Source organism: Bacillus sp. ISL-39, from assembly GCF_018613295.1.
Classification (GTDB): domain Bacteria; phylum Bacillota; class Bacilli; order Bacillales; family Cytobacillaceae; genus Mesobacillus.
This window is the reverse complement of record NZ_JAGGQM010000002.1, coordinates 673539-687347: the sequence shown is the minus strand read 5'-3', so window position 1 is coordinate 687347 and position 13809 is coordinate 673539. Positions and strand designations below refer to the sequence as shown.

15 protein-coding genes are annotated in these 13809 nt (G+C 41.6%); 9 read left to right on the top strand and 6 right to left on the bottom strand.

Annotated features, from left to right (window positions below; translation table 11 throughout):
• The first annotated feature begins 264 nt into the window (after positions 1-264).
• Positions 265-1167: a chemotaxis protein gene (locus J7E37_RS05230; RefSeq protein WP_214777510.1), complete on the top strand. Its 903-nt coding sequence runs from the start codon at positions 265-267 to the stop codon at positions 1165-1167.
• A gap of 387 nt (positions 1168-1554) precedes the next feature.
• Here the strand turns inward: J7E37_RS05230 and J7E37_RS05225 are convergent, their stop codons facing one another.
• Both J7E37_RS05225 and J7E37_RS05220 read right to left on the bottom strand, forming a co-directional pair.
• Entirely contained in the window at positions 1555-2025 is a 471-nt protein-coding gene (locus J7E37_RS05225; RefSeq protein WP_214777508.1) for a YkyB family protein, read from the bottom strand.
• 106 nt (positions 2026-2131) lie between these two features.
• Positions 2132-2629, bottom strand: coding sequence for a L,D-transpeptidase family protein (locus J7E37_RS05220; RefSeq protein ID WP_214777506.1), 498 nt, complete (start codon positions 2627-2629; stop codon positions 2132-2134).
• A 200-nt stretch (positions 2630-2829) separates the two neighbouring features.
• Here J7E37_RS05220 and J7E37_RS05215 point away from each other — a divergent pair, with 200 nt between their 5' ends.
• Entirely contained in the window at positions 2830-4947 is a 2118-nt protein-coding gene (locus tag J7E37_RS05215) for a sensor domain-containing protein (RefSeq protein WP_215022809.1), read from the top strand.
• Here the strand turns inward: J7E37_RS05215 and J7E37_RS05210 are convergent, their stop codons facing one another.
• Positions 4948-5829: a metallophosphoesterase gene (locus J7E37_RS05210; protein ID WP_215022807.1), complete on the bottom strand. Its 882-nt coding sequence runs from the start codon at positions 5827-5829 to the stop codon at positions 4948-4950.
• Between the two features lie 185 nt (positions 5830-6014).
• On the opposite strand from J7E37_RS05210, the gene J7E37_RS05205 reads away from it, so the two are divergent.
• Positions 6015-6239, top strand: coding sequence for a hypothetical protein (locus tag J7E37_RS05205; RefSeq protein ID WP_214777500.1), 225 nt, complete (start codon positions 6015-6017; stop codon positions 6237-6239).
• Positions 6240-6322: 83 nt separating this feature from the next.
• Here the strand turns inward: J7E37_RS05205 and J7E37_RS05200 are convergent, their stop codons facing one another.
• Positions 6323-7108 carry a C39 family peptidase gene (locus J7E37_RS05200; protein ID WP_214777498.1) on the bottom strand — a complete coding sequence of 262 codons (786 nt, stop codon included), beginning with the start codon at positions 7106-7108 and terminating at the stop codon, positions 6323-6325.
• Positions 7109-7306: 198 nt separating this feature from the next.
• Between J7E37_RS05200 and J7E37_RS05195 the strand changes: the two genes are divergently transcribed.
• The 3 genes from J7E37_RS05195 (at position 7307) to J7E37_RS05185 (ending at position 9723) form a co-directional block, all read left to right on the top strand.
• Entirely contained in the window at positions 7307-8515 is a 1209-nt protein-coding gene (locus J7E37_RS05195) for an EAL domain-containing protein (protein WP_215022805.1), read from the top strand.
• 73 nt (positions 8516-8588) lie between these two features.
• Positions 8589-8834: a hypothetical protein gene (locus J7E37_RS05190; protein WP_215022803.1), complete on the top strand. Its 246-nt coding sequence runs from the start codon at positions 8589-8591 to the stop codon at positions 8832-8834.
• 217 nt (positions 8835-9051) lie between these two features.
• Positions 9052-9723 carry a DUF3993 domain-containing protein gene (locus tag J7E37_RS05185; protein ID WP_215022801.1) on the top strand — a complete coding sequence of 224 codons (672 nt, stop codon included), beginning with the start codon at positions 9052-9054 and terminating at the stop codon, positions 9721-9723.
• 64 nt (positions 9724-9787) lie between these two features.
• Here J7E37_RS05185 and J7E37_RS05180 read toward each other — a convergent pair whose 3' ends face one another.
• The gene (locus J7E37_RS05180) at positions 9788-10027 is read right to left on the bottom strand and encodes a glutaredoxin family protein (protein WP_215022799.1); all 240 of its coding nucleotides are present in this window, start codon (positions 10025-10027) and stop codon (positions 9788-9790) included.
• Between the two features lies 1 nt (position 10028).
• A complete protein-coding gene (locus J7E37_RS05175; protein ID WP_214777488.1) occupies positions 10029-10991 on the bottom strand; it encodes an MBL fold metallo-hydrolase in 963 nt (320 codons plus the stop codon).
• A 185-nt stretch (positions 10992-11176) separates the two neighbouring features.
• On the opposite strand from J7E37_RS05175, the gene J7E37_RS05170 reads away from it, so the two are divergent.
• The 3 genes from J7E37_RS05170 to J7E37_RS05160 all read left to right on the top strand — a co-directional run bounded on the left by J7E37_RS05170 (position 11177) and on the right by J7E37_RS05160 (position 13723).
• Positions 11177-11413: a YkuJ family protein gene (locus J7E37_RS05170; protein ID WP_023627836.1), complete on the top strand. Its 237-nt coding sequence runs from the start codon at positions 11177-11179 to the stop codon at positions 11411-11413.
• 150 nt (positions 11414-11563) lie between these two features.
• The gene (cbpB, locus tag J7E37_RS05165; protein ID WP_214741329.1) at positions 11564-12010 is read left to right on the top strand and encodes a cyclic-di-AMP-binding protein CbpB; all 447 of its coding nucleotides are present in this window, start codon (positions 11564-11566) and stop codon (positions 12008-12010) included.
• 219 nt (positions 12011-12229) lie between these two features.
• On the top strand, positions 12230-13723 hold the full coding sequence (locus tag J7E37_RS05160) for an MDR family MFS transporter (RefSeq protein WP_215022797.1): 1494 nt from the start codon (positions 12230-12232) through the stop codon (positions 13721-13723).
• Positions 13724-13809: the final 86 nt, after the last annotated feature.

The window sequence follows — 13809 nt, the reverse complement described above, 5'->3', positions numbered from 1 at the left end:
AATTCTATCGTTTCCCCCGCTTATAAGCTGCGGAAGCAAGGCTATGTTCAACAAGCAGCAATCAATGGAAAACTTGCGTTAAATAAGAGGAGTAAACCGAGCTTTCGGTTTGCTTTTTTATTTGGTTTGATTCTGTATTTTTTCCATGCAGGTCTTACCATGTCGACTACTATAGCCGATCCAGTTTTATTAACTAAACAGTTTAAATCATCCTGCCGATAAGAGGTATATAGTACTAATTCTATAACGAGAAGGAAGATCTTTATGAATGATAGCAGTATATTATTAGAATCAGGCACGAATGAACTGGAAATTGTCGAATTTGGCATAGGCCAGAATAAATTTGCGATAAATGTCATGAAAGTGAAAGAAATTCTTAACCCAGTTCCGGTGGTGGCGATTCCTAACGCTCATCCGTTTGTTGAAGGAATTATGGAGCTGAGGGGCGAAGTGCTGCCAGTCATCAATGTCTCAGCGGCGCTAGGGCTTAAGGAATCAACAAATCCACAGTTGGATAAGTTCATCGTTGCGGAATTTAACCAGATCAAGACAGTGTTCCATGTCCATGCGGTTTCACAAATCCACCGAATCTCCTGGTCTCAGATTGAGAAGCCATCAGACATGTATCAGGGCCAGGAGAGCCAAATTATCGGAGTAATCAAGCTAGGAGGGGAAATGGTACTATTCCTTGACTTTGAAAAAATCCTTCTTGAAATCAACCCTGAGTCTGGAATCAAGGTTAGCGATGTCAACAAACTTGGTCCCAGGGAACGCTCTACGAAAAGGATCGTGATTGCGGAAGACTCTGCAATGTTAAGGAAAATGCTTCATGACACCTTGAGTGAAGCAGGATTCCAGTATCTTGAATTCTTTGAGAATGGCCATGATGCCATAACCTATCTTGAACACCTGGCAGTGGATACTGACGTCTTTTCAAAGTCAGTTCAACTGGTAATCACAGATATAGAAATGCCGCAAATGGATGGACATCACCTGACAAAAAGAATAAAAGAGCACTCGGTTCTTCAAAAACTTCCTGTTATCATTTTTTCATCCTTGATTACGAATGAACTGCGACATAAGGGGAGTGTAGTGGGGGCGGATGCACAGATCAGCAAGCCAGAGATTAGTGAACTGGTACTGAAGATCGATGAATTAATTTTATAGAAAGGCTCTTTTCTCAAATTCTGTTGCTATTGACTACCAAATAGGATTGAATAACCAATGTTTTTTCACAAAAAATTATGAGAAAAGATCTTGCACACTTAATTCGAACTGCAAAATGGCTTTTTATCACGTACAACAATCTTACGAAAGGCTCTTTTCTCAAACTTTGTTGCTTTTGACTACAAAATAAAATTAAATGACCCATTTTTCTTCGAAAAATTGACTCCTTTGTGAGAAAAGAGCATGCAAACTTAATACCGACCTGCAAAATGGCCTTATAATACGTTAAAATCGGCTTTAGGATTTTAACAACAATCTTTACGAAAACAGCCTTACGAAAACAGCTTATAGAAAAGCATAAAAGAAAGCTGATTTTCCAGCTTTCTTTTATGGATACCGTTCTCCAAGCTTTTTGAATACAGGTTTGGCATATTTCCTCGTCTTGCCTGCTCCGGCGGTTTCGTTGGACTCTTTCAGGCCTGTGTAGGATGACAATAGCTTTTTCGCGCTGGTCAATGAAATGGAGGCCCTTGGATTCCTCACTGACTGATCGAGTTTTCCTAAGTGGGGAAGCTGCTCGAAGTCCTGTTTAGACGGCGGGATGTGGAATGTGTACTCACCGCAAACCACCAAAACGTCTGATTGCTGCTGGCTGTTTCTCGGATTGTTTGAAAAATGGAGTCCTGTTTTTTTAGCTTTGCCTTCAGCAAGCATTTTTTTAATCGCATCATGTTTTAACTGATATAAAAACTTCGGATTAGGAGCAGTCTTGGCATGACGGTTAACAGTGAAGATTGCTTGTGAGAGGTTCTCGATCGTTGGGCGGAGTGAGGGGATCTTGTTCCTTTCATTATTCAATGGGATAGGCTCCTTTCATTATTACGGCATTTGTGTATAAAAACTATCTAATATCATTATACCCTTAATTTGGCTGATTGAGAAATAGAAGCCTTCCGATGGAGAATTATGGTGTGATAGTTACTCTAGTTCCATTTGGTACTTGCCGGGCCAACTCCAGCACATCTTGGTTATGCATACGAATGCATCCCTTCGAAACAGCCTTGCCAATTGATCCTGGATTATTTGTCCCATGAATGCCATAACCCAGTTTTGATAACGACAGCCACATTGAGCCGTATGGGCCGCCGGGATCAGGTTCTCTGTTTACAATCACAAATTCGCCGACAGGAGTTTGCGTCAGCATTTTCCCGATGCCAACGGGATAGGATTTTATCAGCCTCCCGGAGTGAAAAAGTGTAAGCCTTTTGCTGCCCAATGATACCGAAATCGAGTAAGGAATAGTAGCTGGGTCAGGAAGTCCCGGAATTACGATTCGCTGCCCAGGATAGATAAGTGAAGGAATTGTAATACCAGGATTTGCTGCCAGGATTTGTTGAAGCGGCCTGCGATAATTTGCGGCAATCACTGCCAGCGTCTCGCCTCTTTTAACAATATGATACATAAAATCTCCTCCTCTAATGCAGTGTATGCCGGTTTTTTGAGGAGGGCTCCTTATGGTCATTAATTGTCGCTTTTTAGCGAAACTTGTAAAAATTAAAAAAATAGTATCGTTTTTCCTTTTTTGAAAAGGTAAAATAGGAATAACACTAGTTCGGAGTCATGTACCAGGTACAATTGTACTTCTGGAATGAGGATGGTTAGATGAATCAGAGTAAGCAATCAAGAAAATCTAAACTAAGAAGCAATACTGCTTCGACAAAAATAGAACAGATGATTTCAGATATCATCTTTAAACATGTAAAGGACCTTGTTTTTATCATGAAGGTCGAACCGGGTAATCAATTCCGTTATTTATTTGCCAATGAGAACGGACTGCTCCATGCTGGGATGGCTGCACATGATATCGGCAGGACGATGGACGAGGTTTTACCCCAAGATCATCTGAACCCTTTGAAAAAACAGTATGTAAAGGCAGTGAAAGAGGGAGTGGAAGTTGTTTTCCATGATGAGGTAGACTTGGAGAATGACAAGCAGGTTTTTGGCGAGACCCTGTTGACCCCAATCAAGGCAGCTGACGGGAAAGTTCAATATGTTGTAGCAGTCACTAGGGATATGACAGAAAACTTCAAAGAAAAGAATAGATTGATTGATAGCGAGCAACGGTATCGCTCACTCATTGACCATAATCTGGATGCAGTCTTTTCAAATGATTTGAAGGGGAAGATATTGGATGTCAACCCGGCTGCTCAATTATTGACAGGCTATACTGTCAAACAGCTTAAATCGAAAAAAATCAGTGGCTTGATATGTGAAAGTGATTTGCCGACTTTTAACGAGGTCTTATCACATACGAAATTAGGGAATGCTAAAGAATCGCTCGATTGTCGGTTCATGCACCGAAAAGGTAATTTCCTTACGGTTCACTTGAAGACGATCCCCATTGTGATCCATTCTGAAATAAAGGGTATGTATATCATTATCCGAGATCTTTCTGAGCAGGCGAAAAGCACCGAACTTATTAAGTACATGGCATTCCATGACCAGCTGACAGGTTTGCGCAACAGGCGCGCGCTCTTGGATCAACTGGATAGTCTTGTGAAAAATGTAAAAAAGCAAAGAGCAGAATTTGCATTGCTGTTTCTGGACATAGACCGTTTCAAGTACTTAAATGATACGCTTGGGCATCTTGTTGGTGACCAGATTTTAAAGCAAGTAGCAGACCGGTTGATTGACATCCAAAAAGAAAACTGTACTGTTTACAGACAGGGAGGCGATGAATTCATCATTGTCCTGGAAAAGACAGGCAGGAATGGTGCCGGGGAGTTTGCGCAAAAAGTATTATGCAGGTTCAATGAATCTTTTTATTTCAATTCCCAGGAGTATTATATCACACCAAGTATTGGTATCAGCCTTTTTCCGAATGATGGCAAAGATGCAGAAACATTGATTAAATATGCTGATGAAGCCTTATATAGCGTAAAAGAAAAAGGAAAGGCCCATTATCAATTTTATCGCTCGGACATGCAGTCAACCGGTGTTAATGTTATAACGCTCGAAGCACATTTGCGAAAAGCGATTGAACGAAACGAACTTGAACTCTATTATCAGCCCCAAATCAATTTAGTTACCAATGAGATATCCAGCTTTGAAGCATTGCTGCGCTGGAACAACAGTGAGCTGGGCTTTATTTCACCAGCCGAATTCATCCCGCTTGCAGAGGACACTGGATTGATCATCCCGATTGGCAACTGGGTTATTGACAGGGCATGCCGACAAATCAAGGAATGGACGAAGAAAACAGGGAAACCAATCAGAATCGCTATCAATATTTCTCCCAAGCAATTCATGCAGCTAGATTTAGTCCGGGTCATCAAGAATTCGATTGAGAAGCATAAGATTGATCCATCGCTTTTGGAGATTGAAATTACCGAGGGTGCCATGCAGGATACAAAAGAGACGATCCCAACCCTGAAAAGGTTGAAGGAATTGGGTATAAAAATCTCGGTAGATGATTTTGGCACAGGATATTCTTCGCTTAGTTATTTGAAACAGTTCCCGATTGATGTATTGAAAATTGACCAAAGTTTTATAAGGGATATAAAGTACAGCGGCAAGGATGCCGCAATCATTACGACGATCATCCACCTTGGCAACAGTCTTGGCATGGAAGTGATTGCGGAAGGGGTCGAGGAGCAGAGCCAGGTTGATTTCCTGACAAATGCCGATTGCGAAAAAGCACAGGGATTCTTTTTTGCCAGACCATTAAGGGCGGAGGAAGCAGAGGAGAAGTTCATTCTGAAACCAAAAACAAGCAGCTGATCAGCTGCTTGTTTTTTCACTTTTAAAGGTGAAAATCGCAAGTTCAGGCTGTGATAAAAACCTGAAAGGAAGCCTGGTCGTTCCAAGGCCGCGATTCACGTATAGTGTAAGACTGTTGTTGCGGCCTGCAGTATAAAAACCCTCCACATATTTTTCGGCAAAAGGCGGTGTGACCAGTGGGCCGTAAAATGGGATCTGGATTTGTCCTCCGTGGCTGTGACCGCTCAGCTGCAATTGTATGGGATGTTCTGCAGCTTCTTCTGCTTTGTCAGGTGCATGGGATAAGAGGATGGTATATGAGTTGTTTGGTATGTTGGCCATACACGTGTTCAAATCAGGCCTGCCGAGCATAGCATCATCGATTCCGGCTATCCAAATCGAACTGCCATCAAGTAGCTTGATATTAGCTGAGGTGTTCAGTAATAAAGAGAAACCTGATTGTTCCATGATCTGTTTATATAAATCTGAACCGTAGCCGCCATGGTCATGGTTTCCGTATACGGCAAACTTTCCGAGAGGCGCATTCAAGTGGCTCAATATGGAAATAAGCCTGGTTTTTTCACCAAAATGTCTTGGGTCATCTAGTAAATCCCCTGTAAAAACGATCAGGTCAGGGTTCAGCTTATTGATTTGGGTGATCAACTGCTTCAGCTGTTCCATCGTATACTGGAATCCAATATGGGTATCACTGAACTGAATAAGCCTCACTCCATCAAACCCGGATGGCAGCGCCGCATTTTTAATAGTATGACGGGTAATATCAAGCATGCGGGGTTCGACTTCACGGGCATAGAAATAGCCCCCTGTGCCGAGTCCTGCAGCAGTTAATACGGTTCCAACTGCCCTTTTAATAAAAGTCCTCCGAGTGATTTGTTCAGACATGAAAAATACCAACCTATCCCCTGATTTTCTCTACTATACTAGCAAACATACATGGAAAATAGAAGTGCCATTTTAGGGAAAGGTCCCTAATCATGAAGTTTGGGTGTTTTTACGACACGACATAAGGGAAGAGAAAGGAAATATGACAAGCCCTTTTTAGCTAAAGCAGAATTGAGGTGTTGTGGATGGGTGATCATGAACTCCAGATGGAAATGATTTTTATTCCAGCAAAAAATGGATATATAAAAGTTTTTGTGTACGGTTTTAATCATTTAGGAACATGGGGAAATGCAGTAGCCGTCTATAATGGTGAAAGTGTAAGCGCAAAAGGGTTCAATAAGAAAAGGACAGTCGTCCATTCACTTGCAAAGCTTCATAGGTCGCTTCTGAAAAAGAGGAGAGAAAATTAGAAGGAATTGCCTTTAAAAGTTCCTGTGAATAGAGGTGAATAAAAAGACAAGGCCGGAATAAACATCCAGCCTTATCCTATCACTTATCGGTAACTGACTGCTCTTGATTGCATCGCTTTCCATGTTTGTATAAATCGAGTCTTGTTTACTGGCACCTGTCTTCGGCCAGACAGAGGGTCGTTCAAGTAGACCGTTGTTTCATTGAAACCGACCAGGACTACCGCGTGAAGGTCTAGTGGCGTCTTGATGACCTCATTGCCATGCGTCCAGGATTCCCAGCGGTCGGGCAGCAGATAATCGCCGGTAGTCCATACAACTGCTGGATAACCAGCAGATACATGGTCAAGTACTGTTTCGAAGTCCTTGCCCGTAAAATTGACGGCCCTGCCTGGTAAATAACGATTGATCAAATCAATCATTGGTTTATCGAAGACCGCATATCCTGCGTGTTTACCGGTCATATCTCCAACAAAACCTTCAGCTGGGTTTCCCCAACTCAAAATATCTCCATTTGCAGATCTTTTCAGAGGATCATTATCTTTTTGTATCTCCTCGAAAAGCCTCATTTTATTTGTATCAGCTCCGGCAAAGTTCAGCATCATCGCCAGACTGGTCACTTCACAACCGTATTTTAATTCTGGATTTTGCCTTATCAAGGGTACGTTCAGTAATGGCTTACTTTTCCGTTGTGGGTGTTGGCCTTGCTTCTGTTTAGGGTTTGGGACCGCCATTTCCTGAATTGGCTCAGGACTTTCAATAATGATGGGTTCATTGTTGTTTTGTTGAATTTGTGCTTCATTTTCGGCGGGCGAGCCGTGGCTGCATCCAAGCAATGGAAGAAGAATGCCGATGAAATGCCACTTTTTCATGTCATCATCCTTCCATAAGCTTGTATTTATTTTAGGTTATCACGATGATTTTATAACTTGAGGAAAATGGAAACAGTGTAACTGAGGGAATACTCATAATATGATAAAATTATTCATATCAAATTAGTGGTAAGAACTTTTAAAAACGTTGTGGAGCGCAACAAAATTTTGCAGGTTTTAGGGAGGTTTCAGATTGAATTGGATGCTCTGGATATTTTAACCGACCTTGAACATGTCGTCCCTTTTTTTCAGCCGATTTTTAATGCGGAGGAGCATAAAATCATTGGATATGAAGTTTTAGGCCGGTATATAAGCGGAAATGAGGAAATCAGTCTCGGGTCTTTTTTTCAGGATGATACAATTCCTGAAGAGTACCGGATTGAAGTGGAAAATGTCGTTTTTTCTAAAGCGATGGAAATAGCGTCACGCTCAGGTGACCAGGACCTTTTATGGTTTGTCAACAAGGATGCTGGATTATTGATGGTGGATGATGGAGAGGGATTTTTGCAATTGCTCCTTTCATTCCATGATAAAGGGTTGAGGCCTGAGCACATAGTGCTTGAAATATCTGATCGTAATGTACAAAGCCATATTGAGCATCTAATCAATTATTACAAATCCTTTGGAATAAAAATTGCGATGGCCCAAGTCGGCAGTGAAAGCAGATATTTTGAGCGAATAGCTGGCATTGAACCAGAAATTCTAAAAATTGATATGTCCTCGCTAAGATCAAACAATGCAGGGCCTGCCTATCTGGATGTCCTTCATTCTTTATCGATCCTTGCCCGCAAAATTGGCGCGACACTTTTGTTTGAAAACATTGAAACGCCGTATCAGCTGCAGTTTGCCTGGAAGAACGGAGGCAGGTTTTATCAAGGATATTATCTAAGAAAACCTCAGCGAAGTTTAGTAGCAAAAGATATTCTAAAGGAAAAAATAAAGGCAGAAATACATGGGTTTATCTTATCCGAGAAGAAACGGCTTCACTCTTTTTTTGATTTGCGAATCGAGTTGAACATGAAGTTCCAGGAATTGATAAGCCGAAATAAAAAAGGGCAAAATCCTAGTGAATTCCTGATGGCAATTGGAGAAAGCCTTGATGGCATCGCATTCCGTATGTATATATGTGACGAAGACGGCTTCCAGCTGTCACCTAACCTTTATAAAACAGGTGAGCATTGGATTCTGCAGCCAAAGTACCTGGATAAGAACTGGAGCTGGCGACCATATTTTCTTGAAAACATTATTAGAATGAGAACAGGGAAAAAGGGGATCCTGTCAGATCGATACAGTGATATTGAAACGGGGGAGGTAATCCGGACGTTCTCATTGCCTTTGAATGGGGATGAATTCTTATTTGTCGATTTAAGCGCATCTTTTCTTAATGAACGTGAAGGGTTATTTTAACAAACAGAAAAGCGCATAGTAAATTGAAATATGTACAATTTATATATACAGCCTTCTATAAAGGGGGATTTTTATGAGTATATATATGACAATGCTTTTATTGGCGGGGGCAGGGGTGCTGGTTGCCGGCCTTTTCTATACCTGGACTTTTGGAAAGGGGCAGAAAAGAGCTCAAGGCAACCTGGATTCTCAGGTCCCAGGGGCTGTACAGGAGCACGCTTACATTCGAAACCCGATTTTTTTAACCTATATAATCGTCATCTCCATAGCCCTGTTGTTCATCGTTTATTTTACGGTGACCACAGGAACCGGATATTAACCTCCAAAACGGGGGTTATTTTTTTTTTGAAAAGCTCCTGATCATACTACAAATTTTTTAACATTTGCGTTAGTTCGAGTCAGTTAAGGGTAAATTGATATTGTAAAACAGGTATTTGTGTCAGATGCTGTGGTTATTTTACGAATGAATTTCATAATCATACCGGGTAAATGTTGGTAAAATTGTATTTACTAGTCATCATGGAGGTGGGGAAAAAATGGACAAGCGGTCAAAGCTATTATTTTTGTTTATATCATCTTTATTATTTTTGGTACCGGCCAATGCGTTTGCTGACTCAGATTTGGATGGCAGGGAAGACGTTTTTGTATTCCTCGGAAAGGCTTTTGATTCACAGGTTTCCTTAAGTGAAAAGGCCAGGACGATGGAAGAAATTGAAGCTGTATTGTATCCTTATTTTACAGAAGACTATAAGTCTCGTTTTATTGATGAGAATGTAGTTGGACAGGAAAATGAATACCAGACTTATGGAACAGATTTCGCCCCATATTACATTCCGTTTTACGCTTTTTCAGAAAAGACGAAAGTGGTTGAAATGAAGAATGAAATTTATGTCGTCGAGTTTTTTCCTGGGAATACTGAAGGACCAGTAGGCTATGAAGACCATTATGAAGGATTGAAACTGGTTATTGAGGATGGTGACTGGAAGGTAGCTCAATATTTATATGATGAAGTTCCCCAGGAAGTAATCAATAAAGCCTATCCGGAAAAAGCGAAGGAGCAGCAACAAGCTTCAAAGCCTGAAACTGAGAACAAGGAAATGATCAGAGAAACTGTGTTTGGACCGAATTTCTCCACGCTGAAGACGTTCATGGAGTTGGGAGTCATTTTCAGGAATGAAAACAGGACATTGTTTTTCGGGTTATTATAAAGAACGAAGCGTGAAATCTGATCAGATTTCACGCTTTATTTTTATCTTTCTGTTAAACTCAACGCTACTCCTTGATATCCAAAACTCGCTTCAACTTTTCAAGATCAAAGCCTGTGATGATTTCTTCTCCAATCACGATGGTTGGCGTGGAATAGGAATTGTAAATCTCCGTCAGTTCAAGCTTGCTCTGGTCATTCAGGGAGATATTTTTCTCTGTATACGAGAAGCCGAATTCACTCAGGAACATCTTAATGATTTGGCAAGGAGGGCAGTCGTTCTGGGTGTATATAATGATCTCATTCATTTTATTTAGTTCCCCCGGTAGTTTTGTTCAAATAATGGACCAGCCCCATGGCACTGACATTCACATCCAGATACAGCAGTTCATATATTGGATGGTTGTCTGTCAGCCCTCGCTGGGTCAAGTGAGTTTTAATTTTATCATAAAGTTTCTGTGTAATCTGCTCAACTTGCTTTTCTGGATGTTTTTCTTCCAATACAGAATGTTTTGCCTCTTCAATGAAAACTTTAAGCCAACTCTCCACTTGCCTGAAAGCTTCAGCCGGATTTTCAGACATGCCATAATGTCCAAAATAAATTCGCTCTATTTTGAGGTCCTTATAACGGCTGATGGATTGGACCATCTTTTCAGGATCAAACTGGTTAGGTGAAGTTGTAGGCAGGTAGAACTCGATTCCTTCGCGGTCAAGCTGCGGATAAAAAATACCGGCAGTGTCACCAGAGAAAATTCCGTTTGTGAGCGGATGATAGATACTGAAATGGTGGTTGGCATGGCCAGGAGTATCTAAAAACTTCAGTGTAAGCTTATCGCTTATTTTTACTGTATCGCCTTCACCTTTAATCATCAGGCGATCCTCCGGTATTTCAACGATTGGGTCAAAAAGTTGTGAAAATTTGTCGCCATATACGGCTTTTGCACCCATGATCAATCTTGAAGGATCAGCAAGATGCCTGGCACCCTTGGGATGTACAATTACTTTTGCATTCGGGCAGTGCTGTAACATTAGCCCCGCTCCGCCAGCATGATCAAGGTGTATATGTGTCACGATTATGTATGAAATATCTCCAGGGGATACTCCTAGTGTTTGTAAGCCTTCAAGGATATAGGGAATGGACGGGCTAGCGGATGTTTCGATGAGCGTGACCTTATCTTCTGTTAATACGTATGTACCTGTCCGTTCAGGCATACTTAAATCAAAATCATCGATCAGAAAGACATTTTCAGATAGCTGCACTGGTTTTTTCAAAAAATCACTCCTTTTCTCAAAGCTTTTACTTGTACATCTTCTGACATTATTTTATTCTGTTAATATTGACATGTAAAGAATTGTGTATAGAAAATTCTGAAATCATTTTACATGGATATAAATAGGCCAATTGCAAAATCTATTTATAAGTTATTGGTTTTTGTTTTGAAAGGAGAGGGAGCATAATGTCACAGCTTCAGGGAATAATCACTCGTTTAAAGAATCTGCAAGAGCAGTCCAATGGAGGAGAACCTGCTCAACGCTTTTTTGAAGTGAATGGTGAGCGTAAATGCCAGGTTACATACCATCCAAAAACTGAAACATACGAATTGGAAATATACAATGACAAGGAAAAGCCTAAGAAATATCAATTCGACAACATTGATATGATTACAATTGAGATCTTTGATCTTATTCAGTAATCATCAATAACAATGGGACCCTTCTGTGGTCCTTTTTTGTTTGAATTTTGCTTAATATCTCGTTTTCCGGAAGTAAACTAAATAAAAGCACCCTCATTTATAATGTGGTAAAATGTAATGGAAAGAAATCCATTTTAGGGAGTTTTCGCCATGATTAGTCTTTACAGCGGTGAGTTTTTGGAAGTGTCAATTAAAGACCTGATGATTCCTTCTGAACGCGTAGCCCATGTTCAAGTTGGCAATAGTCTGGAGCACGCACTGCTTGTTTTAACGAAGAGCGGGTATACTGCGATTCCTGTTCTTGATCCTCATTATCGTCTAATGGGTTTAATCAGTACACCTATCATAATGGATTCAATTCTCGGCCTCCAAAGAATCGAGTTTGAGCAGCTTGAGAGGAAGCGAGTAGAAGAAGCCATGAATACAAAAATACCAAGAATCAACATCCACTCAACGCTTAAATCCTCACTGGACCTTCTTGTTGATCACCCCTTCCTCTGTATAGAAGATGACTCTGGTATATTTGAGGGTATTCTGACAAGGCGGACTGTCCTGCTGAAATTGAGCAAACAAGTAAAAAGGTATAATAAGAAATAATATCATAAGGCAGCTCCCGGATTCGGGGGCTGAATTTTTTACTGTATAAGAAAGAATAAACTTTATTACTCTGATTAGTGTCTAGCTCCAGCGCCTAGCCAGTTTTCATCCCTGAGAGGGCATCCTGGAGTATCTTGCGATAAGCGTCAGCTTTGAGCAGCTCGAGTCGCTTGTCGGGGCTGAGCAAGGCGCTTGCGCTTTTCTTTTAGAGGTGTGTATATGGGACAGGCTGAACAAAAAAGGAAAGAAACAAAACGCTCTTTTGTGCTGGCAACAGTCATGCTTGCCATGTTCATGGGAGCTGTTGAAGGAACGATTGTGTCTACAGCTATGCCCGCAATCGTCGGTGATCTGGGCGGTTTTGCATTATATAGCTGGGTTTTCTCTGCTTATTTGCTGATGAATGCTGTTACTGTTCTTATCTACGGCAAATTATCGGATTTATTTGGCAGGAAGCCAATTTTAACATTTGGTATTATCATCTTCTTGATTGGTTCGATTTTATCCGGGACGGCTGAAACGATGGAAATGCTGATTCTATACCGGTTCATTCAGGGGTTTGGGGCTGGTGCAGTCATGCCGATTGCCACCACCATTGTTGGGGATATCTATTCCAGGGAAGAAAGGGCGAAGATACAGGGTTATCTCTCCAGTGTATGGGGCATTTCAGCTGTATCGGGACCGGCGCTTGGAGGCTTGCTGGTGGAATATGCAAGCTGGAGATATGTTTTCTGGATCAATGTTCCGCTCGGAATCCTGGCAATAGCGGGACTCTGGCTTTACCTTCATGAAGATATTGAGAAAAAGAAGCATAAGATCGATTATCCTGGTGCGGTTTTTCTTACTGTGGCAATTAGCTCACTAATGATTATCCTGGTCGAAGCGGGTGCGAATTGGGCATGGACGTCTCCAAAAACAATCGGCCTGATCAGCTTGAGCGTACTGACCTTGATTCTCTTTATAATTCAAGAGAGAAGGGCAGAAGAGCCGATGATGCCATTTAATATTTGGCGGGAACGGTCGATATTCATTGCCAATATGACTTCTCTGACAACCGGTGTCATGCTTATTGGCATTTCCAGCTTTTTGCCTGCATTTGTACAGGGAGTCATGGAAAAATCTCCGATTGTTGCAGGTTTTACGCTGACGGCCATGTCAATAGGTTGGCCGATTGCTTCGGCTCTCAGCGGTCGCCTGCTATTGAGTATCGGCTATCGCAAGACTTCTTTATTTGGCGGTGCCGCATTGATACTCGGCAGTATCCTGTTTGTTACCCTGACGCCTGAAGCTGGACCTCTATGGGCAGCAGCTGGGTCGTTTTTCGTCGGAGTGGGTATGGGGCTGACCAGTACCGCATTCATTGTATCCATCCAAAGTACTGTTGCCTGGCAGCAAAGAGGGATCGCGACAGCAGCCAATATGTTCATGAGGAACCTGGGCAATACAGTGGGAGCTGCCTTGCTCGGAGGAGTTCTGAACAGCAGTATCTTGAGCTACATGAAAAGCAATGGAGCAGCAAGTCAGGATCTCTCGATAGATGCAGCGAATGTCCTGCTCAATGAATCAGAGAGGATGAAGCTTCCGGCAGACTTAAAAGCACTCCTGCAGGATGCGCTGACAAACGCCCTTCATTCGGTATACATTGTCGTATTCATTTTTGCTATTGTCAGTTTGCTGTTCATCTTATTCCTGCCTAAAAAAGAGGAAGTTTGATTAACATGTTAGAAGAGGTTCACCTGCAATGCCCGAAAAAGAAGAAATGTGATGAAATCAGTAAAAGGAACACCCCTGCATAGTGG

What these genes read in the sequence shown, in the direction of transcription:
- J7E37_RS05200 (WP_214777498.1), bottom strand. Translation starts at nt 7,108, where the DNA reads ATGAAAAAGTGGCATTTCATCGGCATTCTTCTTCCATTGCTTGGATGC.
- J7E37_RS05185 (WP_215022801.1), top strand. Translation starts at nt 9,052, where the DNA reads ATGGACAAGCGGTCAAAGCTATTATTTTTGTTTATATCATCTTTATTA.
- J7E37_RS05170 (WP_023627836.1), top strand. Translation starts at nt 11,177, where the DNA reads ATGTCACAGCTTCAGGGAATAATCACTCGTTTAAAGAATCTGCAAGAG.
- cbpB (WP_214741329.1), top strand. Translation starts at nt 11,564, where the DNA reads ATGATTAGTCTTTACAGCGGTGAGTTTTTGGAAGTGTCAATTAAAGAC.
- J7E37_RS05160 (WP_215022797.1), top strand. Translation starts at nt 12,230, where the DNA reads ATGGGACAGGCTGAACAAAAAAGGAAAGAAACAAAACGCTCTTTTGTG.
- J7E37_RS05210 (WP_215022807.1), bottom strand. Translation starts at nt 5,829, where the DNA reads ATGTCTGAACAAATCACTCGGAGGACTTTTATTAAAAGGGCAGTTGGA.
- J7E37_RS05230 (WP_214777510.1), top strand. Translation starts at nt 265, where the DNA reads ATGAATGATAGCAGTATATTATTAGAATCAGGCACGAATGAACTGGAA.
- J7E37_RS05215 (WP_215022809.1), top strand. Translation starts at nt 2,830, where the DNA reads ATGAATCAGAGTAAGCAATCAAGAAAATCTAAACTAAGAAGCAATACT.
- J7E37_RS05190 (WP_215022803.1), top strand. Translation starts at nt 8,589, where the DNA reads ATGAGTATATATATGACAATGCTTTTATTGGCGGGGGCAGGGGTGCTG.
- J7E37_RS05180 (WP_215022799.1), bottom strand. Translation starts at nt 10,027, where the DNA reads ATGAATGAGATCATTATATACACCCAGAACGACTGCCCTCCTTGCCAA.
- J7E37_RS05220 (WP_214777506.1), bottom strand. Translation starts at nt 2,629, where the DNA reads ATGTATCATATTGTTAAAAGAGGCGAGACGCTGGCAGTGATTGCCGCA.
- J7E37_RS05205 (WP_214777500.1), top strand. Translation starts at nt 6,015, where the DNA reads ATGGGTGATCATGAACTCCAGATGGAAATGATTTTTATTCCAGCAAAA.